At 55.7% G+C, this 20,909-nt stretch carries 18 protein-coding genes; 11 read left to right on the top strand and 7 right to left on the bottom strand.

Annotation, left to right across the window (positions count from 1 at the left end; genetic code table 11):
- Nucleotides 1–90: 90 nt before the first annotated feature.
- Nucleotides 91–1,686 carry an ABC-F family ATPase gene (locus TU92_RS09315; protein ID WP_072158016.1) on the top strand — a complete coding sequence of 532 codons (1,596 nt, stop codon included), beginning with the start codon at nt 91–93 and terminating at the stop codon, nt 1,684–1,686.
- 66 nt (nt 1,687–1,752) lie between these two features.
- On the opposite strand, the gene moeB is transcribed toward TU92_RS09315, so the two are convergent.
- Entirely contained in the window at nt 1,753–2,514 is a 762-nt protein-coding gene (gene moeB / locus TU92_RS09310) for a molybdopterin-synthase adenylyltransferase MoeB (protein WP_112166474.1), read from the bottom strand.
- Nucleotides 2,515–2,516: 2 nt separating this feature from the next.
- Nucleotides 2,517–3,758 (bottom strand): molybdopterin molybdotransferase MoeA, encoded by a 1,242-nt coding sequence (gene moeA, locus TU92_RS09305; RefSeq protein ID WP_112166472.1) that lies wholly within the window; start codon nt 3,756–3,758, stop codon nt 2,517–2,519.
- Nucleotides 3,759–4,005: 247 nt separating this feature from the next.
- Between moeA and TU92_RS09300 the strand changes: the two genes are divergently transcribed.
- Nucleotides 4,006–4,239 (top strand): DeoR family transcriptional regulator, encoded by a 234-nt coding sequence (locus TU92_RS09300; protein WP_056769160.1) that lies wholly within the window; start codon nt 4,006–4,008, stop codon nt 4,237–4,239.
- 70 nt (nt 4,240–4,309) lie between these two features.
- On the opposite strand, the gene tsgA (TU92_RS09295) is transcribed toward TU92_RS09300, so the two are convergent.
- The gene (tsgA, locus tag TU92_RS09295) at nt 4,310–5,506 is read right to left on the bottom strand and encodes an MFS transporter TsgA (protein WP_112166470.1); all 1,197 of its coding nucleotides are present in this window, start codon (nt 5,504–5,506) and stop codon (nt 4,310–4,312) included.
- A 9-nt stretch (nt 5,507–5,515) separates the two neighbouring features.
- Nucleotides 5,516–6,349, bottom strand: coding sequence for a xanthosine phosphorylase (gene xapA / locus TU92_RS09290; protein WP_112166468.1), 834 nt, complete (start codon nt 6,347–6,349; stop codon nt 5,516–5,518).
- A gap of 159 nt (nt 6,350–6,508) precedes the next feature.
- Here xapA and TU92_RS09285 point away from each other — a divergent pair, with 159 nt between their 5' ends.
- The gene (locus TU92_RS09285; RefSeq protein WP_112166466.1) at nt 6,509–7,429 is read left to right on the top strand and encodes a LysR family transcriptional regulator; all 921 of its coding nucleotides are present in this window, start codon (nt 6,509–6,511) and stop codon (nt 7,427–7,429) included.
- A gap of 36 nt (nt 7,430–7,465) precedes the next feature.
- On the opposite strand, the gene tsgA (TU92_RS09280) is transcribed toward TU92_RS09285, so the two are convergent.
- Nucleotides 7,466–8,665, bottom strand: a complete 1,200-nt coding sequence (tsgA, locus tag TU92_RS09280; RefSeq protein WP_112166464.1) for an MFS transporter TsgA — start codon at nt 8,663–8,665, stop codon at nt 7,466–7,468.
- 279 nt (nt 8,666–8,944) lie between these two features.
- Here tsgA (TU92_RS09280) and TU92_RS09275 point away from each other — a divergent pair, with 279 nt between their 5' ends.
- The 5 genes from TU92_RS09275 (at nt 8,945) to gsiD (ending at nt 15,397) form a co-directional block, all read left to right on the top strand.
- Nucleotides 8,945–9,946, top strand: coding sequence for an isoaspartyl peptidase/L-asparaginase family protein (locus TU92_RS09275; protein WP_112166462.1), 1,002 nt, complete (start codon nt 8,945–8,947; stop codon nt 9,944–9,946).
- 8 nt (nt 9,947–9,954) lie between these two features.
- Nucleotides 9,955–11,811, top strand: coding sequence for a glutathione ABC transporter ATP-binding protein GsiA (gsiA, locus tag TU92_RS09270; RefSeq protein WP_425272529.1), 1,857 nt, complete (start codon nt 9,955–9,957; stop codon nt 11,809–11,811).
- A gap of 70 nt (nt 11,812–11,881) precedes the next feature.
- Entirely contained in the window at nt 11,882–13,438 is a 1,557-nt protein-coding gene (gene gsiB, locus TU92_RS09265) for a glutathione ABC transporter substrate-binding protein GsiB (RefSeq protein WP_112166458.1), read from the top strand.
- A gap of 109 nt (nt 13,439–13,547) precedes the next feature.
- Entirely contained in the window at nt 13,548–14,468 is a 921-nt protein-coding gene (gene gsiC, locus TU92_RS09260; RefSeq protein ID WP_112166456.1) for a glutathione ABC transporter permease GsiC, read from the top strand.
- Nucleotides 14,469–14,476: 8 nt separating this feature from the next.
- Nucleotides 14,477–15,397: a glutathione ABC transporter permease GsiD gene (gsiD, locus tag TU92_RS09255; protein WP_112166454.1), complete on the top strand. Its 921-nt coding sequence runs from the start codon at nt 14,477–14,479 to the stop codon at nt 15,395–15,397.
- 161 nt (nt 15,398–15,558) lie between these two features.
- On the opposite strand, the gene fghA is transcribed toward gsiD, so the two are convergent.
- Entirely contained in the window at nt 15,559–16,416 is an 858-nt protein-coding gene (gene fghA, locus TU92_RS09250; protein WP_112166452.1) for an S-formylglutathione hydrolase, read from the bottom strand.
- Nucleotides 16,417–16,427: 11 nt separating this feature from the next.
- The gene (ptrR, locus tag TU92_RS09245; RefSeq protein ID WP_244207737.1) at nt 16,428–17,387 is read right to left on the bottom strand and encodes a putrescine utilization regulator PtrR; all 960 of its coding nucleotides are present in this window, start codon (nt 17,385–17,387) and stop codon (nt 16,428–16,430) included.
- A gap of 189 nt (nt 17,388–17,576) precedes the next feature.
- Here ptrR and TU92_RS09240 point away from each other — a divergent pair, with 189 nt between their 5' ends.
- The 3 genes from TU92_RS09240 to yeiB all read left to right on the top strand — a co-directional run bounded on the left by TU92_RS09240 (nt 17,577) and on the right by yeiB (nt 20,763).
- Nucleotides 17,577–18,704 carry a YbfB/YjiJ family MFS transporter gene (locus tag TU92_RS09240; protein WP_112166450.1) on the top strand — a complete coding sequence of 376 codons (1,128 nt, stop codon included), beginning with the start codon at nt 17,577–17,579 and terminating at the stop codon, nt 18,702–18,704.
- Nucleotides 18,705–18,829: 125 nt separating this feature from the next.
- Complete coding sequence (gene folE, locus TU92_RS09235; protein WP_112166448.1) at nt 18,830–19,495, top strand: GTP cyclohydrolase I FolE; 666 nt, start codon at nt 18,830–18,832, stop codon at nt 19,493–19,495.
- A 113-nt stretch (nt 19,496–19,608) separates the two neighbouring features.
- Nucleotides 19,609–20,763 (top strand): DUF418 domain-containing protein YeiB, encoded by a 1,155-nt coding sequence (yeiB, locus tag TU92_RS09230; RefSeq protein ID WP_112166446.1) that lies wholly within the window; start codon nt 19,609–19,611, stop codon nt 20,761–20,763.
- The last annotated feature ends 146 nt before the right edge of the window (nt 20,764–20,909 follow it).

Genomic DNA, 20,909 nt, shown 5'->3' with positions numbered 1-20,909 from the left:
GTGAAATTTGTACACAACGAGAGGCGATCCCGTCGCGCCGTTGTGGCATAATGCGCGCCAAATCACATTTCCCAATTAAGAGCGAGCGTTGTGCTAAGTACTTACAACATCACCATGCAATTCGGCAGCAAGCCGTTATTTGAAAACATTAACGTGAAATTTGGCGGCGGTAACCGTTATGGCCTGATTGGCGCGAACGGTTGTGGCAAATCCACTTTCATGAAGATCCTCGGTGGCGACTTAGTGCCTTCAGCGGGTAACGTCGTACTCGACCCGAACGAGCGTCTGGGTAAATTACGTCAGGATCAGTTCGCCTTCGAAGAGTTCACCGTGCTGGACACCGTGATCATGGGCCACAACGAACTGTGGGCCGTGAAAGAAGAGCGCGACCGCATTTACGCGATGGCGGAAATGAGCGAAGCCGACGGCTATAAAGTGGCCGATCTGGAAGTCGAATACGGTGAGATGGACGGCTACAGCGCTGAATCCCGCGCGGGCGAGCTGCTGCTCGGCGTCGGCATTCCGGTAGAACAACATTACGGCCTGATGAGCGAAATCGCGCCGGGCTTTAAACTGCGCGTATTGCTGGCGCAGGCATTGTTCTCTGACCCGGAAATTCTGCTGCTCGACGAACCAACGAACAACCTGGACATCGATACCATTCGCTGGCTGGAGCAGGTGCTGAACGAACGTAACAGCACCATGATCATCATTTCGCATGACCGTCACTTCCTGAACATGGTTTGTACGCACATGGCGGATCTGGACTACGGCGAACTGCGCGTGTATCCAGGTAACTACGATGAATACATGACCGCGGCAACGCAGGCCCGTGAACTTCTGAGCGCCAACAACGCCAAGAAGAAAGCGCAGATTGCTGAACTGCAATCCTTCGTTAGCCGCTTCAGCGCCAACGCCTCAAAATCTAAACAGGCGACGTCACGTGCCCGTCAGATTGATAAAATTCAGCTCGACGAAATCAAAGCGTCAAGCCGTCAGAACCCTTACATGCGTTTCGAGCAGGACAAGAAATTGTTCCGTAATGCATTGGAAGTGGAAAAAATCACCAAAGGTTTCGATAACGGTCCGCTGTTTAAAAACCTTGGCCTGATGCTGGAAGTTGGCGAGAAAGTCGCGATTCTGGGCGCGAACGGTATCGGTAAATCGACCCTGCTGAAAACGCTGGTCGGTGAGCATGAGCCGGAAACCGGTTCAGTGAAATGGTCCGAAAACTCTAAAATCGGTTATTACGCGCAGGATCACGAATATGAATTCGATGACTCCATGAACGTATTCGACTGGATGAGCCAGTGGAAATCCGAGAAAGATGATGAACAGGCCGTACGCGGTGTTCTGGGTCGTCTGCTCTTCGGTCAGGACGATATCAAGAAGAAAGTGAAAGTGCTTTCCGGTGGTGAGAAAGGTCGTATGTTATTCGGGAAACTGATGATGCAGCGTCCAAACATCCTGATTATGGATGAACCAACTAACCACCTTGATATGGAATCCATCGAGTCACTGAACATGGCACTGGAAATGTATGAAGGCACGCTGATCTTCGTTTCCCACGACCGTGAATTCGTGAGCTCACTGGCGACCCGTATCCTGGAAATGACGCCGACCCGCGTTATCGACTTCTCCGGCAACTACGAAGATTATTTACGTAGTCAGGGCATTAATAGTTAATCAGTGCTGATGCCAATAAAAAGTCCGCGAAATTAGCGGACTTTTTTTATACCTAAAATCAGCGGATTAATGACTACCGCACACCTCGCAATGCGGATCTTTCATCAGTTTCATCTCGCGAAATTGCATCGTCATGCCATCAAACATCAGCAGTTTTCCGCGAGGAGTGTCTCCGAATTTTGTCAGCAGCTTGATGGTTTCCATCGCCTGCAAGCTGCCGATGGTGCCGACCAAAGGTGCCATGACGCCTGCCTCGACGCAGGTCAGCGCATTTTCCCCGAACAACCGGCTCAGGCAGCGATAGCAGGGCTCCTGCGGCTGGTAGGTGAAGACGCTGAGCTGCCCCTCCATGCGGATAGCCGCGCCGGAAACCAGCGGTTTTTTTTGCGCAAAACATTCACTGTTTAGCTGATTTCGCGTCGTGACGTTGTCGGTACAATCGACCACCACATCACAGGCGGCGATCAGGTCGCTGAGCAATGCGTCATCCGCCTGCGCGTTCACCTGATTCAGCCGGATATGCGGATTGATTGCCGCCAGCGCTATCGCAGCAGATTCCACTTTCGACATGCCGATCCGCGCATCAGTGTGCAGCGTCTGGCGTTGCAGATTGGAAAGCGAGACGGTGTCGAAATCCAGCAGCGTCAGCGTGCCGGTACCGGCGGCGGCCAGATATTGCGCCGCCGCGCAGCCTAATCCGCCCAGCCCGACAATCAGCGCATGGCTGGCTTTCAGCAGTTCCTGACCATCAAAATCAAACCCTTTCAGGACGATCTGGCGGTTGTAACGCAAGGTTTCGGCGTCCGTCAGTTCCGGCAGCGTCGTCATATTCAGCTCCGCAGCAGGGCGTTGAAGGGTTCGATTTCGACGATTTCACCGGCGGCGACATTATCGCGATCACGCTCAAGCACGATAAAGCAATTGGCCTGACTGAAGGAGCTGAAGACATGCGAACCCTGATGCCCAGTGGTGCGCACTTCCAGCTGGCCTTGTGCGTTGGTGCTGTAAATGCCGCGCTGGAAATCGAGACGTCCCGCCGATTTTTTCAGTGGCGTGACAGCGACAGCCTGCAAACGCGGCGGGAACTGCCACGCGGTGTGGCCAGCCAGTTGGGCGATAAACGGCTGCACCAGCTGATAGAACGTCAGCGCCGCAGAGACCGGATTGCCCGGCAGGCCGCAGAACCAGCTGTTTTTCAGCTTACCAAAGGCGAACGGTTTGCCCGGTTTCATTGCCAGTTTCCAGAATCCGATCTCGCCCAGCTCATCGAGCATTTGTTTGGTGTAATCGGCTTCGCCGACGGAGACGCCTCCGCTGGAAATCACCAGATCGGCAAACGCGTTGGCTTCTTCAAAGGCTTTGCGCAGCGCCTGCGGATCGTCGCGAATGATGCCCAGATCAAGCACTGTGCAGCCCAGCTGTTCCAGCATCAGGCGCACTGCAAAACGGTTGGTGTCGTAAATCTGACCTTCCTGCAACGGCGTTCCTACCGGTTGCAGTTCGTCGCCGGTCGAAAACACGGCGACTTTCAACGTTTTCCACACCTGAACCTCGGTCACACCCAGCGAAGCCAGCAGCGGCAGCTCTGCCGCGCCCAGACGCACGCCCTGCGACAATACGCTGTCGCCTTGTTTGATGTCGTCACCGGTCAGGCGGATGTTCTGGCCTGACGTGACCGCATGCGTGAAACGCACGCCTGCATCCGAGACTTCCGCCTGTTCCTGCATGACAACCGCGTCCGCGCCTTCTGGCACCGGTGCGCCGGTCATGATGCGGATGCAGGTCCCGGCAGGCCATTCGCCGTGGAAAGGCGCACCGGCAAAGGCCTTGCCTGAAACCGGCAGTACCGCGCCGTCGTGCAGATCGGCACAACGCACGGCGTAACCGTCCATCGCAGAATTATCAAAAGGCGGAACGAATACCGGCGAAAGCACCGGTGCGGCGGTAACGCGTCCAGCGGCGGTATCGAGCGCCACGGATTCGGCATCCTGAGCGGTTTTTGGCGGAATGTGGCCGCGCATTTTATCCAGCGCTTCCTGAAGTGAGATTAAACCGGCTGTATTGAATTCCATGAAAATTCCTTAGTGATTACGTCCCGGCGGCGCGGGTGATTTCACCGGAGGCCGGGCGGAAAAATAGAGCATGCGCACAGTATGACAGAGAAACGGGACGAACCAAAAATCGCTGTAGGCGTAAAAACTTCGCGGGGATTGTCGAAAAATTGAGATCGATCCCAAAATTAACAATGTAACGCAGGTATCATGTTTACCGTTATTTGTGATATCCGTCACACAACTGTCATACAAACAGGAATAACCGGTGCTTAAAAAAAATCGCCATCAGGCCATCCTTCAGCTGGTTGAACAGCATGAAGTGTTACAGGTTAGCGAACTGGCACAATCGCTGGATGTGAGTCTCGAAACCATTCGCCGCGATCTCAGTGAAATGCAGGATAAAGGTTTGATCCTGCGTCGCCACGGACGCGCCCGCCGTCTGGTTGCTCAGCCTCAGACATCCTGGCTCAACAGTTTGCAGCGCTGCCCTCAGATGTAACCGGGCAGTAAGAATAAGAAAAGGGAAGGCTCCGTGGAGTCTTCCCTTTTTTATGCGCCAATGTCCGTGCTTATTGCGCCGGTTGTTGCTCAAGCGCTTCGGCCTTACTGTTGACGGAGGCGAAAATCAGCGCCACCAGCAGGAAGACGTAGGAGATAGTCGCAGTATTCAGCGCCCAGAACAAACCGTACTGGCTGTACACCAGCGACGACAGGGTAGAGAAAATCAGCGTACCGATCGTGCCGATGGTCAGCAGCGCGGAGGTGAGCGTAGGCGGCGAGTTTTTCACCTGCAGGCTGCCGTAGCTCATGATGCCGGAGAACAGGCCAGAGTTGCAGAAGCCGAACAGGCCAGCGCAAATCAGGATAAGTGTCGTATTCCCGCTGTTGGCGGCAGTCGCCAGACAGGCCAGCCCGACAAACGTGGAGATCAACAGGTAAGTCCGCAGTTTTACGAAGCGTACCGTAAACTGATTTACAAACAGGCCGATGGATTTCACCGTCCAGTAGGTGGTGATGTAAAACGCAGCACTGTCAGCGGCCATGCCGAAATGTTCTTTCATCCAGCTTGGCAGCCACATGGTGAAAATCGGCTCAGCCAGCAGGAAGGCAAACAGCGCGAAGCACAGCACCCAGACGGACATACCCCAGCGCTGCTGCTCATCTTTCTTCATCGAAGTGGCGTTTTCTGATTGCGGTATCGACGGGAATTTCTGCCCGACGCACAACACAATCATCATCAGACTCAGCACCGCCATCACACCGTACATCGCCAGCCAGCTCGCGCCGTGCTGGAACAGATAGCCGAGCAACAGGGATAACACCACGCCTGCCAGCGCAAAGAAGAAATCGGTGAGGATTAAGTTCGCCGAGCGTTTTTTCGGATCTTCATTTATGCGCACCACCAGATAGCTGCCGATGGACATCATGATCCCAGAGGCTGCACCAATCAGGAAAACGCCGATGCCGAACATGGTGATGGTCGGCACCAGAAACAGCGTGATACAGGTCAGCACGGAAACCGCCGAGCCGGTAATAAGCTGTTTGCCCAGATTGAATTTTCGCATCAGTACGCCGCTGACCATGATCGGCAGGAACAGACCAATATTCATCAGTGTGAACATCTGACCGATAAAGCCCGGATCTTTACCAAACGCCTGTGACACAGGGCCGATGACAATCCCGAGCGTGGAAACCAGCGCGCCGGTAAAGAAGTAACTGAGCCAGGAGATCATATTGATCCGCTGGCGGTTGAATGTCTGTTCCATCACGGTTCCTTATTTTGCAGCCGCTGACAGGTCGGCGAAGAACGCACGGATCAGTCGGGTGAAATCGCCCACGGCCAGTTTGGCGCAGCTCAGGGTTTGTTCGTGGGAAAGCGGGGTATCGGAAAGGCCCTCGGCGAAGTTAGTCATCGCAGAAATCGCCAGCACTTTCAGGCCACAATGGCGGGCAGAAATCACTTCCGGCACGATGGACATCCCGACCACGTCGCAACCTAAAGTCTGCATCATGCGGATTTCAGCCGGTGTTTCGAAGTTCGGGCCGGTGTAGGCAGCGAATACGCCTTCCGCAACGTCGATGTCCAGTTTGCTGGCTACCGCGTGGAGTTTAGCGCGCAGGTCTTTGTCATAGGCGTTGGCCAGGCTGAAGAAGCGCGGCCCGAAACGGTCATCGTTCGGGCCCGCCAGCGGGGATTCCGGCATAAAGCTGACGTGGTCGGTGAGGGCAACCAGGCGGCCCGGCGCCACTTCTTTACGCATCGAACCGGCTGCGTTGGTCGCCAGCAGGAATTCACAACCAAGCAGTTTAAAGGTGCGCACGGCGCTGGTCATTACGGACATGCCGTGGCCTTCGTACATGTGGCCGCGGCCTTTCATACACATCACCGGAATGCCTTCCAGCGTGCCCAGCACCAGCTCACCGGCGTGGCCAACGACGCTGCTTTGCGGGAAACCCGGCAGCTCGCTGTAAGGAATGGCGATGGCGTCGGCCATGTCGTCACACAGCGTACCGAGGCCGGAACCTAAAATCAGCGCGGCCCGAGGAATAAAGCCCGGTGCGCGCTGGCGGATAATTGCTGCACAGTCAAAAGCGTTGTTATTGAGCATGATCACTTCTCTCATTGTTCACAGTAGGTAGGGGGTGCTGGCAATGCTAGGGTGAGCGGCTGTTCAGGTCTAATACCGATGTTCTGGTGGATTTATAGCGAAAACCTATAAATCCAACAGATTCATATTTATGGATAAATCGATGTTTCGGAGACAAACATGACGCGACCCTTTACCGACTCGGTATTCGATCTCGGCCAGATAAATCTGCGACTTTTGCACTATTTTCGCGTGGTGGCGGAAGAGCTGAGTTTCAGCAAGGCGGCGGTGCGTTTGAATATGTCACAGCCGCCGCTCAGCCTGCACATTAAAGAACTGGAAGTGATGCTTGGCACGCCGCTGTTTCTGCGCACCACGCGTTCCGTCTCTCTGACCCCTGCCGGTGCGGCGCTTATGCGCGAAGCCGGGCTGATGCTCGACAGCATCAACCGTTCCCTGCATCAGGTGAGAAAAATCGGGCGCGGCGAGGTCGGGCACATTCAGTTCGGCACGGTCGGCACTGCCGCGTGGGGGCCGCTGATGCCTGCGCTTAACCGCTTCGGTCAAAGTGCGCCGGAAATCAGCTGGTCGATTACCGAACTGACGCCGGTGCAGCAAATCGACGCGCTGCAACTGCAAAGGATTGATATCGGTATCTGGCGCGAAGCCAGGGTGTCACTGCCGCAGGGGCTATCCAGCAAGCTGATGGGGCGGGAGAACGTCGCGCTGGCGATTTCAGAACAGCATCCGCTGGCGGCTAAAAACAGCGTCGTACTGGGCGAGCTGGCGCATGAGGATTTTATTCTGATGCCGATGAACAGCTCCAGCCTCGGCGGTTATCTCTATTCGATGTGCCGCCAGCACGGCTTTCTGCCGCAGGTGAAACATCAGGTGAACGAGCCGCAAACTGCGCTGGCGCTGGTGGCAAACGGTTATGGCATCACGCTGTTGCCGGAAAGCTACGCGCGGATCCACTGGCCGGGCGTGCGGTTCTGCGCGCTGAGCGAAAGGTTACCCGTCGATTTATATGCGATTTATCAGACGGATTCGGTGACACCGGCGGCGGCACGTTTTCTGGATTCACTGGGCGGGGAAGGATGAAGCAGCAGAGCCGAAGCCCTGCTGTAAGCATTGAATTTAGTGAGCGGAAACTTCGTGGTTAATCTTCTCGGCCTTACTTTTCAGGCTGGCAAAAATCACCATCAGCACCAGCAACGCGTAGGAAATGGTGGCGATGTTCAGCGCCCAGAACAGACCGTACTGGTTGTAGATGAAAGAAGAGAACGACGCGAAAATCAGCGTGCCGACGGAGCTGGTGGTCAGCAGCGCGGAGGTCAGCGTTGGCGGGGAGTTCTTGACCTGCAGGCTGCCGTAGCTCATCAGACCGGAGAACAGGCCGGAGTTACAGAAACCAAACAGACCGACCGCAATCAGCACCATCAGCTCGGAGTTGCTGGTGGTCAGCACGCTCAGGCTGGCCATACCCACTACGACAGACACCAGCAGGAAGGTGCGCAGTTTCACGAAGCGGACGGTGAACTGGTTGAGGAACAGGCCAATCGCTTTCACCATCCAGTAGGTGGTGATGTAAATTGCGGCGCGGTCGGTTTCCATGCCGAAATGTTCATGCAGCCAGCTTGGCATCCACAGCGTGAAGACCAGTTCGGTAAATACGAATGCAAACAATGCGATACACAGGAAGAATACCGCAATGCCCCATGGCTCCTGTGCGACGCTGCTGTTTTTCTCGGTTTTTACCGGTTGTGCCACGGTCGGGAATTTCTGGCCTGCGCAGAGCAGGATCATCAGGAGACTAAGCACGCCCATGATGCCGTACATCGCCAGCCAGCTTGCGCCATGTTTGAACAGGAAGCCCAGCACCAGTGAGAGCGTCATACCGGAAAGCGCGAAGAAGAAGTCGGTGAAAATCAGGTTCGCCGAACGCTTTTTCGGATCATCATTGATGCGCACCACCAGATAGCTGCCGATGGACATCATCAGGCCCGCCGTTGCGCCAATCAGGAACACACCCACGCCAAACAGCGTGATAGACGGCACGATAAACAGCGCGATACACACCAGTACGGAAACGAAGGAGCCGGTCATCAGCTGTTTGCCCAGATCAAACTTACGCATCAGGATGCCGCTGACCATAATTGGCAGGAATAAACCGATGTTCATTAAGGAGAACATTTGCCCGATGAAACCCGGATCTTTGTTGAAGGCGGTTGCCACTGGCCCGATAACGATACCGAGAGTGGAAACCAGTCCACCGGTAAAGAAGTAACTGAGCCAGGAGATCACATTGATCCGACGGCGGTTATAAACAGTTTCCATCACTGAATCCCTAAAAAGAAAAAATATAAAAAAAGCCGCAGGAAGCTTAGCCAGAGGTGCTTTTATCCACGGTTAGGACGTTTATTATTCCCGTTATTTAGTCATTTGTCTTGGATGTTTATTCGATCCCCTTATTTAATTTTCTCAAACAATCTAAGCAATTAGCGCTGTATCAGTGGTTTTACATTTCTGCTTTACATACTGTAGCGGGCTAAATATAGTCAAAAACAGGTCCGCATTTCTCTTTACATAAATACAACAACACAGGGTGCAGTGCTAATGAGTTCTTCTACTGATAATTCAGCGGCTTCCGTTTCGAACAAGAAGCGCCCGGTCATTGCGATTCATGGCGGCGCCGGGGCGATTACCCGTGCGTCGATGAGTGCCGAAAAAGAACAACATTATTTAGCCGAGCTGGAACGCATTGTTTCCAGCGGGCAGGCCATTCTTGCCGCAGGGGGCAGCGCGCTGGATGCGGTGACGGAAGCGGTGCGATTACTGGAAGAATGCCCGCTGTTTAACGCCGGAAAGGGCGCCGTTTTTACCCATCAGGGCACCCACGAATTAGACGCCTGTATTATGGATGGCCGCACGCTGGACGCCGGTGCCATCAGCTGCGTCAACCATATCCGCAACCCGATCCTCACCGCCCGCAAGGTGCTTGAAGTCAGCCCGCACGTGATGTTTACCGGTGCAGGCGCAGAAACCTTCGCCCGCGAGCAGGGACAGGAAATGGTCGGGGCGGAATACTTCTTTACGCAGGAGCGTTACGACCAGTTGCAGCGGGCCATTGCCGCCGACAGTGGTGTGCTGCTCGACCACGACGGCGCATCGCAAAGCGGCGACCCGCTTGATCCTGAACGCAAATTTGGCACCGTCGGTGCCGTGGCGATGGACGCGCTGGGCAATCTGGCAGCGGCGACCTCCACTGGCGGTATGACCAACAAACAGGCCGGACGCGTAGGTGATTCCCCTATCATCGGCGCAGGCTGCTACGCCAGCAACCATACGGTGGCGATTTCCAGCACCGGCACCGGTGAAGTGTTTATGCGCACGGTGGCGGCCTATGACGTGGCGGCCCTGATCGAATACGCCGGATTATCGCTGGAAGAAGCAACCCACAAGGTCGTGCAGGAAAAGCTGCTGCCCCTCGGTGGGATCGGCGGAATGATTGCTGTCGACCGCTTTGGCAACGTGGCGCTGCCGTTTAACAGCGAAGGCATGTACCGCGGATTTGCCCGCGTCGGCGATGCCCCCAGCGTCAGCATCTACCGTTCATGAAGAATGTCATGAATCCCTCTCTTATCCTTCCGCCCGAGAGCGTTCTGGCGGTCAGCAACCTCAGCGTGCAGTTCACGCATGAGGGGCAGGTGATCCCGGCAGTCAATAATCTCAGTTTTCAGGTGCGACGCGGCGAAACGCTGGCGATCGTAGGCGAATCGGGTTCGGGTAAATCGGTGACTTCGCTGGCGCTGATGCGTCTGGTAGAGCAGGGCGGCGGGCAGATTTCGCAGGGCGAGATGCAGTTTCGTCGACGTAACGGCGAAATTGTTGAACTGATGGCCGCCTCGCAGTCGCAAATGCGCAGCCTGCGCGGTGCCGATATGGCGATGATTTTTCAGGAGCCGATGACCTCGCTCAATCCGGTGTTTCCGGTGGGCGAGCAAATCGCCGAATCCATCCGTCTGCATCAGGATAAAGATCACCGCGCCGCCCGTGCGGAAGCGCTGCGGATGCTGGATTTAGTGCGCATTCCCGAAGCGAAAAATATCCTCGACAGTTTTCCCCACCAGCTTTCCGGTGGAATGCGCCAGCGCGTGATGATTGCGATGGCGCTGTCTTGTAAACCTGCGCTGCTGATTGCCGATGAGCCTACCACCGCGCTGGATGTGACCATTCAGGCGCAAATCCTGCAGCTTATCCGCGTGCTACAAAAAGAGATGCAGATGGGGGTGATTTTTATCACCCACGACATGGGCGTGGTGGCCGAAATCGCCGACCGCGTGCTGGTGATGCACAAGGGTAACAGCGTGGAAACGGGTGACGTGGCGTCGATTTTCCATTCGCCGCAACAGCCTTACACGCAGGCGCTGCTGGCCGCCGTGCCGAAACTCGGTTCGATGAAAGGCAAACCGCTGCCTGCGCGTTTTCCTCTGCCCGAACAGTCTGAAAGCGATCCGCAACTGGTGCAAAACACCCTGACGCCGGGCGCGCCGCCGATTTTGCAGGTAAAAGATCTGGTCACCCGGTTTGATCTGCGCAGTGGCATTTTCAACCGCGTCACCCGACGCATTCACGCGGTGGAAAAAGTCAGTTTTGATTTACATCCTGGCGAAACGCTGGCGCTGGTCGGTGAATCCGGCTGCGGAAAATCCACCACCGGCCGCTCGTTGCTCAAGCTGGTGAAGAGTCAGGGCGGGACGATCACCTTTAACGGCCAGCCGCTGACCGACGTGAGCGGCAGCGCGCTGCAACATCTGCGACGCGACATTCAGTTCATTTTTCAGGATCCGTACGCTTCGCTCGATCCGCGCCTGACGGTGGGGTATTCGATCATGGAGCCACTATTGGTGCATAAAATCGCCAAAGGCCAAGAGGCGGAAGACCGCGTAGCGTGGCTGCTGGAAAAGGTCGGACTGCTGCCGGAACACGCGCAGCGATATCCGCACGAATTTTCCGGCGGGCAGCGGCAGCGGATTTGTATCGCGCGTGCGCTGGCGCTCAATCCTAAAGTGGTGATTGCCGATGAGTCTGTCTCGGCGCTCGACGTGTCGATTCAGGCACAAATCATTAATTTACTCATGGATTTGCAGAAAGAATTTGGACTGGCCTTTCTGTTTATTTCGCATGACATGGCCGTGGTGGAGCGTATCAGCCATCGCGTGGCGGTGATGTATCTCGGACAGATTGTGGAAATCGGCCCGCGTCGCGCAGTGTTTGAAAATCCTCAGCACGCCTATACCCGCAAACTGATGGCGGCGGTGCCGGTGGCCGATCCGGCGCACAAGCGAAAAGAACAGGCGCTGCTGGTCGATGAAATCCCAAGCCCGATCCACGATTTAAACGATGAACCGCGCGTGGCCCCGCTGGTACAAGTGGCGGAAGGACATTTTGTGGCACGGCACGCGATTGCCGGTGTGTACTGATTTTTGTGGCCGCTCATTTTGAACGGTCAATCTTGTAAGACAAACGGGTAAGACAGGAAAAGGAACTGACATGAATCAGCAGAAACGTAAAGGTAAGAACGTTGTCCGTCAGGCCGTGTTCGCTGCCGCTGTTTTCGGTTCGCTGGCGTCCGCCTCGGCGTGGGCAGCCAAAGACGTCGTGGTCGCCGTAGGCTCTAACTTCACCTCGCTCGATCCTTATGACGCCAATGACACGCTGTCGCAGGCGGTGGCCAAATCCTTCTATCAGGGACTGTTCGGCTTCGATAAAAATATGAAGCTGGAGAACGTGCTGGCGGATAGCTACACGGTAAGCAAAGACGGTCTGGTGTACACCATCAAACTGCATCCGGGCATTAAGTTCCAGGACGGCACCGATTTCAACGCCGCTGCGGTGAAGGTTAACTTTGACCGCGCCAGCAACCCGGACAGCCATCTGAAGCGTTATAACCTGTTCAAAAATATCGCCAGCACCGAAGCGGTGGATGACACCACGGTGAAAATCACCCTGAAAGAACCGTTCTCGGCGTTCATCAATATTCTGGCGCACCCGTCTGCGGTGATTATCTCTCCGGCGGCGCTGACCAAATACGGCAAAGAGATTGGTTTCCATCCGGTCGGCACCGGCCCGTATACGCTGGAACAGTGGAACCAGACTGACTTCGTGAAAGTGAAGAAATTCGATGGCTACTGGAAGAAAGACGAAACCAAACTCGACACCATTACCTGGCGTCCGGTGGTAGACAACAATACCCGCGCGGCAATGCTGCAAACCGGCGAAGCGGATTTCGCCTTCCCGGTGCCTTACGAGCAGGCCGCCTTGCTGGAGAAAAATCCGAAGCTGGATCTGGTTACCGCACCCTCGATCCTGCATCGCTACATCAGCCTGAACGTCACGCAAAAGCCGTTTGATAACGTCAAGGTGCGTGAGGCAATCAACTACGCCATCAACAAAGATGCGTTGATCAAAGTGGCGTTTGCCGGTTATGCCGTACCGTCCGAAGGGCCATTGCCACAGGGTATTGAGTACGCTGCGAAATTCAAACCCTGGCCTTACGATCCGGCCAAAGCCAAAGCGTTGCTGAAAGAAGCGGGCTATCCGGATGGTTTCACCACCACACTGTGGTCGTCGCATAACAACAGCACCGCGCAGAAAGTTTTGCAGTTTACCCAGCAGCAACTGGCGCAGGTGGGTATCAAAGTGAACGTGACTGCCATGGATGCTGCGCAGCGTGCGGCGCAGGTTGAGAACGTCGGGCAGAAAGAGGCGGGTGTGCGCATGTTCTACACCGGCTGGTCTGCCTCAACGGGCGAAGCTGACTGGGCGCTGTCACCGCTGTTCTCCACCCAGGCGGCTCCGCCTAAACAATTCGGCACGGCGTTTTACAGCAATGCGCAGGTGGATAAAGACCTGACCGACGCGCTGAAAACCACCGACAAAGCCGAGAAAGCCAAACTGTACGCCGATGCCCAGAAACAAATCTGGACCGACGCGCCGTGGGCCTTCTTAGTGACCGAACGTCTGGTGTCAGCGAAAAACAAACGTCTGAGCGGTTTCTATGTGATGCCGGATACCGCGTTCAGTTTTGATGAAGCGGATGTGAAATAATACGCGATGAAGTTTTCAGGGCGTGAAGCAGGTTAGCTGCGCGCCCTGAACTCGTGTGTTCCTGCGACGGAACATGGATATCGTATCGTGCAATCACAGACAGCGAATCATGCTTAATTATTTTCTAAAACGACTGCTTGGATTGATCCCGACACTGCTGATTGTGGCCGTGCTGGTCTTTTTGTTTGTGCATCTTTTACCGGGCGACCCGGCGCGGCTGATGGCCGGTCAGGACGCCGATGCCAGCGTTGTGGCGCTGGTGCGTCAGGACCTGGGGCTGGATAAGCCGCTGTATCAGCAGTTCCTCACCTTCTTTGGCAATGCGCTGACCGGCGATTTCGGTCATTCGATGGTGTCGAAACGTCCGGTCATCGATGAAATCAGTTCCCGCTTTATGCCGACTTTCTGGCTGACGCTGACCAGCATGGTGTGGTCGGTGATTTTCGGGCTGGTGATCGGCGTAGTGTCAGCCGTCTGGCGCAACCGCTGGCCGGATCGTCTCGGCATGGCGCTCGCCGTTTCCGGTATCTCCTTTCCCGCTTTTGCTCTCGGCATGTTGCTTATGCAGGTGTTCTCCGTCCAGCTTGGTTGGTTGCCGACCGTGGGCGCCGACAGCTGGCAGCATTACATTCTGCCATCTGTCACGCTGGGTGCGGCCGTGGCGGCGATCATGGCACGCTTTACCCGCGCCTCTTTTGTCGAGGTCATGCAGGAGGATTACATGCGCACCGCGCGGGCGAAGGGCGTTCACGAAGGCATGGTGGTGATAAAACATGGCCTGCGTAACGCGATGATCCCGGTGGTGACCATGATGGGCTTACAGTTTGGGTTCCTGCTCGGCGGCTCGATTGTGGTCGAAAAAGTCTTTAACTGGCCGGGGTTAGGGCGGTTGTTGGTGGATTCGGTCGAGATGCGCGATTACCCGGTGATTCAGGCCGAAGTGCTGCTGTTTTCGCTGGAGTTCATCCTGATCAACCTGCTGGTGGACATGCTGTACGCCGTGATTAACCCTTCCATCCGATACAAGTGAGCAAACGCATGAAAAACTGGCGGCGAAATGCCGTACTCGCAGGTCTGCCGATGGTGACGGCAGAAACTGCTACATCACAGGCGGTAAGGACACCGTGGAAGGCGTTCTGGCGTCGTTTTCGCAGGCAGCATATTGCGATGATTGCGGGCGCTTTTATCCTGCTGCTGATAGCCGCCGCGATTTTCGCGCCGTGGCTGGTGCCGTTTGATCCGGAAAACTATTTCGATTACGACCGTCTGAACGAAGGCCCGTCGATGATGCACTGGCTCGGAGTGGATTCTCTCGGGCGTGATATTTTCAGCCGTATCCTGATGGGCACCCGTATCTCACTGACCGCCGGGGTGCTCTCGGTCGTCCTTGGCGCAGCCATCGGCACGGTCTTCGGGTTGCTGGCGGGATATTACGAAGGCTGGTGGGATCGCATCACCATGCGCATCTGCGACGTCCTGTTTGCCTTCCCTGGCATCCTGCTGGCAATCGCCGTCGTCGCCGTGATGGGCAACGGCATGTCGAACGTTATCATCGCCGTCGCCATCTTCAGCATTCCGGCGTTCGCGCGGCTGGTACGCGGCAACACGCTGGTGCTTAAGCAACAAACCTACATCGAATCCGCCCGAAGCATCGGTGCGTCCGACACCACAATTTTGTTCCGGCATATCCTGCCGGGTACGTTGTCCTCGATCGTGGTGTATTTCACCATGCGTATCGGGACGTCAATCATCACCGCTGCGAGCCTGTCGTTCCTCGGCATGGGCGCCCAGCCGCCGACACCGGAGTGGGGGGCGATGCTCAATGAGGCGCGTGCCGATATGGTGATGGCTCCGCATGTGGCGATCTTCCCCAGTCTGGCGATTTTCCTGACTGTACTGGCGTTTAATTTGCTGGGGGATGGATTGCGGGATGCGCTGGATCCGAAATTGAAAAGTTAGCGTTTGGGGAGAATCCCCCATATTCCGTCGGTTGTTTGGAACGAGGAATATGGATGATTATTTTATATTGAGTGAGCGTTAGTTCACTCCTAATGCAGAAGCCCGATTATAACTCATCGGGCTTCGCGGTCCCTCAAGGGGAAAGGGTGGAGCTTAAAGGCTCATGCCTTCGGGTGCAAATACCCCGAGTGGAACCGTAAATGTTCTTCCACAAACGACGCAATCGTAAAGTAACTGTGATCGTATCCCGGCTGCGCGCGAAGCGTCACCGGCCAGCCGCGCTGGCGGGCGATTTCTGCCAGTTTTGACGGCTGAAGCTGATCCGCCAGGAACTGATCGCCATCACCCTGATCGATTAAAATCGGGAACGGAGTCTGATCCGCAGGCAGCGAACTCAGCAGGTGACAGCTGTCGTATTGCAGCCACTGACTTTCGTCATCACCCAGATACGCACTGAACGCTTTACGCCCCCAGGGAACCTGTGCCGGATTGACTATCGGCGCGAAGGCAGACACCGAACGAAAACGCTGGGGATTACGTAACGCCAGCATCAGCGCGCCGTGGCCGCCCATCGAGTGGCCGGAGATCGACTGGCGATCGCTGACCTTGAAATGACCGTTGATAAGCGCTGGCAGTTCATCCACCAGATAATCGTACATCCGGTAATGTGCCGCCCATGGAGCCTGGGTGGCGTTGAGGTAAAAACCTGCGCCCTGACCGAGATCGTAACCGTCATCGTTAGCGACGCCTTCACCGCGCGGACTGGTATCCGGCATCACCAGCACCAAACCGAGTTCGGCGGCGACGCGCTGCGCACCGGCTTTGGTCGTGAAGTTTTCATCATTACAGGTGAGACCTGACAGCCAGTACAGCACCGGCGGTGGGGTGTCATCTTTTGCCGGTGGCAGATAAATACTGAACGTCATGCTGCAGTTCAGGCTTGCCGAGGTATGACGGTAGCGCTGCTGCCAGCCGCCAAACATCCGGTGCTCTTCGAGTAGTTCAATCGAGCTGCTCATCAACACTTTCCTTACGGGTTAAAATGAATATCGGTACGGATGGATTTAGTGTCGTGCATCAAATCCACTTCTTCGGGGGACAGAGGGTGTTTGAGTAACGGGATCACGCCGTCATTTTGGACAATGATCTGTTCTTTCAGCGCCCGGACGTTGGGGCTGAATGCATCCCGACGCCAGATAAGCCAGGTGGCGGTATCGGCAAATTCCTCCGGGATTTCGTGGATTTGGACCCGTTCGTGACCAGGCAGTTGCTCAAGCACCGAGCGCGGAACCATAGCGATCCCCGCACCGCTGGCGACGCACGCCATCATGGAGTGGTAGGACTGAATCTCCATGGTGTTGGCCACCGGAACGTTCATCTGTTTAATCCACGCCTGTAAACGCTGGCGATAGGAACAGCTCGGGCGGAAGGCAAAAACGGTGTGGCCGCTGCGCCCGGCGGGCGGTTCAAGCGGTGATTCATTGAGCGGGCTGATCACCACCATGCGCTCGCGGTAGGAGATGCAACCATTGAGATCGTCAAAATCGATCGGAGCATCCACCAGCGCCGCTGCAAGACGACCGGCCCGCACGCTGTCGATGATTTCGCCGGAGGTACCGGTGACCAGTGAGAGCGCCACTTGCGGAAACGCCTGATGATAGGCGGCGAGCAGCGAAGGAAGACGCGTCGCGGCTGTGCTTTCCATCGATCCCAGCGCGAAATTCCCGGCCGGTTCGCCCGCGTGGGTGATGCTCATTGCTTCATCGCTCAGCGCCAGAATGCGCTCGGCGTAATTAAGGAAGTTATGGCCCATCGCAGAAAGGCGAATGCGTTGTTTCTCGCGGATGAACAAATCCGTGCCCAGTTCGAGTTCGAGCTGGCGCAGGCGGGTCGTCAGGTTCGACGGCACGCGGTGTAACTGCTCCGCCGCGCGCGCAAGCGATCCGGTTTCTGCCACGCAGCAAAACATTCGCAACTGGGTGAGATCCATGATGAGTTCCTGCGTTCTCTTATCGTAAACAACTTGGTTTGTATTATTCAGTTTTCGTGATTGTAACTTTCCTGCATCCTGTGTGACAACTTTCTTTTTGGAAAGATGCTGTTATCAGCGATCGGCTTTGAGTATGTTTACTCATTGTTTCTATTATGTTGCGTCGCGGTTTCTCTCATCGGAGCGGTTATGGCTTTTCGTATTGCGCTAAGTGGTTTTCTGGCCTTTGTGGTCGCAATGGGTATCGGGCGCTTTGCCTTTACGCCGCAGGTTCCTTTAATGATAGCTGAACATCAGTTCACGCTGACCGGTGCGGGTCTGGTGGCGGCCTTCAACTATCTCGGCTATCTGTGCGGTGCGTACGATGCAATGCGCGCGACGAAGCACCTCGAGCGACGCCTGTGGCTGGGCGTGTGGGGCGGCGTAGTACTGACCTTGCTGTCGGCGGTGATTTCCGGCGAAGTGCTGCACAGCGTAGTGCGTTTTCTGATCGGCTGGACCAGCGGCTGGGCGATGGTGATGGTCGCGGCATGGTGTAACGAGCGGCTGGCGCATTACGGTCGTCCGGCGATGAGTGCGGCGGTATTTGCCGGACCGGGCGCGGGGATTTTCCTCAGCGGTATGCTGGCAGTCGGTATCCACAGTTTGCAGCTCAGTTCTGCGCAGGCGTGGTGTGTGTACGGCGTACTGGCGCTGATTTTCGTGGCGATTATCACGCCGAATCTGCCGCGCAAAGGGGATTTGCACCGATCGCACGTCGCGGCCGAACCACTGGTGATGACACCTGCACTCAAACGCTTAGTGTGGAGCTACAGTCTGGCGGGCTTCGGGTATATCCTGCCCGCAACGTTTCTTTCGCAGATGGCTAACGCACGTTTTCCAGACAGCCTGTTTGCGCAGTTTGTCTGGCCGGTGTTCGGCGGCGCGGCGGTGATTGGCATTGTGATCGGTATTCTGACCCGTCACTGCCTGACCACGCACCGGCGTCTGGCGCTGACGTTGTGGATCCAGGCGCTCGGTATATTGTGTGCCGAAGTGGTACCGGGCGTGAGCGGACTGGTGCTGGGCGCATTGCTCACGGGCGGTGGGTTCCTCAGCGTGGTCCAGCTGGCGTTACAGTGCAGCCGCGAGCTGGCTCCTCATCACAGCCGGTATATGGCAGGGCTGCTGACCACCGGCTATGCGGTTGGGCAGTTGTGCGGACCGGTCCTGTCGGCCATTTCCACTGCGCTGACTCACCGTCTGGAGCCTGCACTGTACGTCGCTTTTGTCGGATTTATTATCGCGGGGACTTTGGTGTTCAGGCATAAACGATAACTTGCAGCTATTTCATCCATCATGAAACACAATCACTGGATTCTGTTTCCGCTCTCCACTACAGTAAGCCACCTCACTTTGGCGTGATCTGCGTCAAAGTGATTACATCTGCCGGAGAAGAATGAATGCCTACCCTGAGTAAAGAAGCCATTTTGGTTCACGAGGCCCTGTTAGCCCGTGGTCTGGAAACCCCCTTGCGTGAAGCTCTGCCTATCGACAATGAAACGCGCAAGCAGCGGATCCAGGAACACATGACCGGTATCATGCAGCTTCTGAATCTGGATCTCTCCGACGACAGTCTGGCGGAAACGCCAAACCGCATCGCCAAAATGTATGTCGATGAAATCTTCTCCGGGCTCGATTACGCCAACTTCCCAAAAATCACCGTCATCGAAAATAAGATGAAGGTCGATGAAATGGTCACCGTGCGCGATATCACCCTGACCAGCACCTGCGAACACCATTTCGTGACCATCGACGGCAAAGCGACCGTGGCGTATATCCCGAAAGATACCGTGATCGGTCTGTCGAAAATCAACCGCATCGTGCAGTTCTTCTCGCAGCGTCCGCAGGTTCAGGAGCGTCTGACCCAGCAAATTCTGGTGGCCTTGCAGACCCTGCTCGGCACCACCAACGTGGCGGTGTCGATTGATGCCGTGCATTACTGCGTGAAAGCGCGTGGTGTGCGTGACGCGACCAGCGCCACCACCACCACGTCTCTGGGCGGATTGTTCAAATCGAGCCAAAATACCCGTCAGGAATTTTTAAGAACGGTCAGACACGCCAGTTAAGCGATGACGTTTTAACCGGGCAGAAAGTTTGATATTGCGGCACCTTCAGGGTGCCGTTAGTCTGTCTGGAGCCCGCAACTTTTTGCACCTTACCGTTAACAGGAACGTCTGGTATGCGCTCACGTATTGCCACGCTCGACTTTGCCCGTGGCCTCGCCATTTTTGGCATTCTTCTGCTCAATATCAGCGCCTTTGGGTTACCCAAGGCGGCTTATCTGAATCCGGGGTATGCCGGCGTGCCATCGACGTCTGATACCTGGACATGGGCGGTGCTCGATGCGGTTGCGCAGGGCAAATTCCTGATGATGTTTGCGATGCTGTTTGGCGGCGGCCTGTATTTACTGCTGCCGCGCGGCAAGCACTGGATCCAGGCAAGACTGTCATTACTGTTGTTTTGCGGGTTTCTGCACGCCATTTTCCTGTGGGATGGCGATATTTTACTGTCTTATGGGCTGATTGGTCTGGTGTGCTGGCGCATGGTGCGGGAAGGGCGAAGCAGCCAGTCGCTGATTTCGACCGGTATTATCCTGTATATGATTGGCGTCGCCGTGCTGGCGATGCTTGGCCTGATTTCATCCCCGTCGCCGGGTACGTTCTGGGTGCCTGGCCCGGCGGAAATACAATATGAACAATTCTGGAAGCTGAAAGGCGGTTGGGAAGCGATTCAAAACCGGCTGGATTTATTGTCCTCGAGCCTGCTGGCGGTCGGTGCGCAATACGGCTGGGAACTGGCGGGCGCGATGTTGATAGGTTCCGGGCTGATGCGCAGTGGCTGGCTGAAAGGCGAATTCCGCGAGTCGCATTATCGTAAAGTGGCGGCGGCACTGTTACCGCTTTCATTACTCATTCAAATCCCGGCGATTTATATGCAGTGGAAGACCGGCTGGGACTATCGCTGGAGCGGTTTTTTGTTACAGGTGCCGCGTGAAATCGGTTCGCTGATGCAGTCCGTCAGCTATCTGGCGCTGTGTTACGGCTTCTGGTCGGTGATTTCTGGCTGGCGCCTTGTGCGCTGGATCTCGCAGGTTGGCCGCATGGCATTGACCAACTATCTGCTCCAGACGCTCATCTGCACCACATTCTTCAACGTACTCGGCTTCTTTATGCACTTTGACCGCTTACAATTGCTGGCGCTGGTGCCGCTGGTCTGGGCAGGTAATTTGCTGTTCACGCTGGTCTGGTTACGGTATTTCCGGCAGGGGCCGGTCGAATGGATCTGGCGCAAACTCACACTCAAAGCCTCGGGCGTCGAACTCAAATCTGCCTGAGTTTTGCACCGTCACATCATTCTAAATGATAGATTTGGGATGAACGTTGCATAATTGTATGTAAACGTTTTCTTTCCTGTGACGAGATTCACGCAGGCGTTTCCACAAAATGATTAGGATAGCGGTCGTGCCAGTCTGACGACCAC

Origin of the sequence: Rahnella inusitata (assembly GCF_003263515.1) — a bacterium.
GTDB lineage: Bacteria > Pseudomonadota > Gammaproteobacteria > Enterobacterales > Enterobacteriaceae > Rahnella > Rahnella inusitata.
The sequence above is the reverse complement of the archived record's forward strand: the minus strand, read 5'-3'. Positions and strand labels throughout refer to the sequence as shown.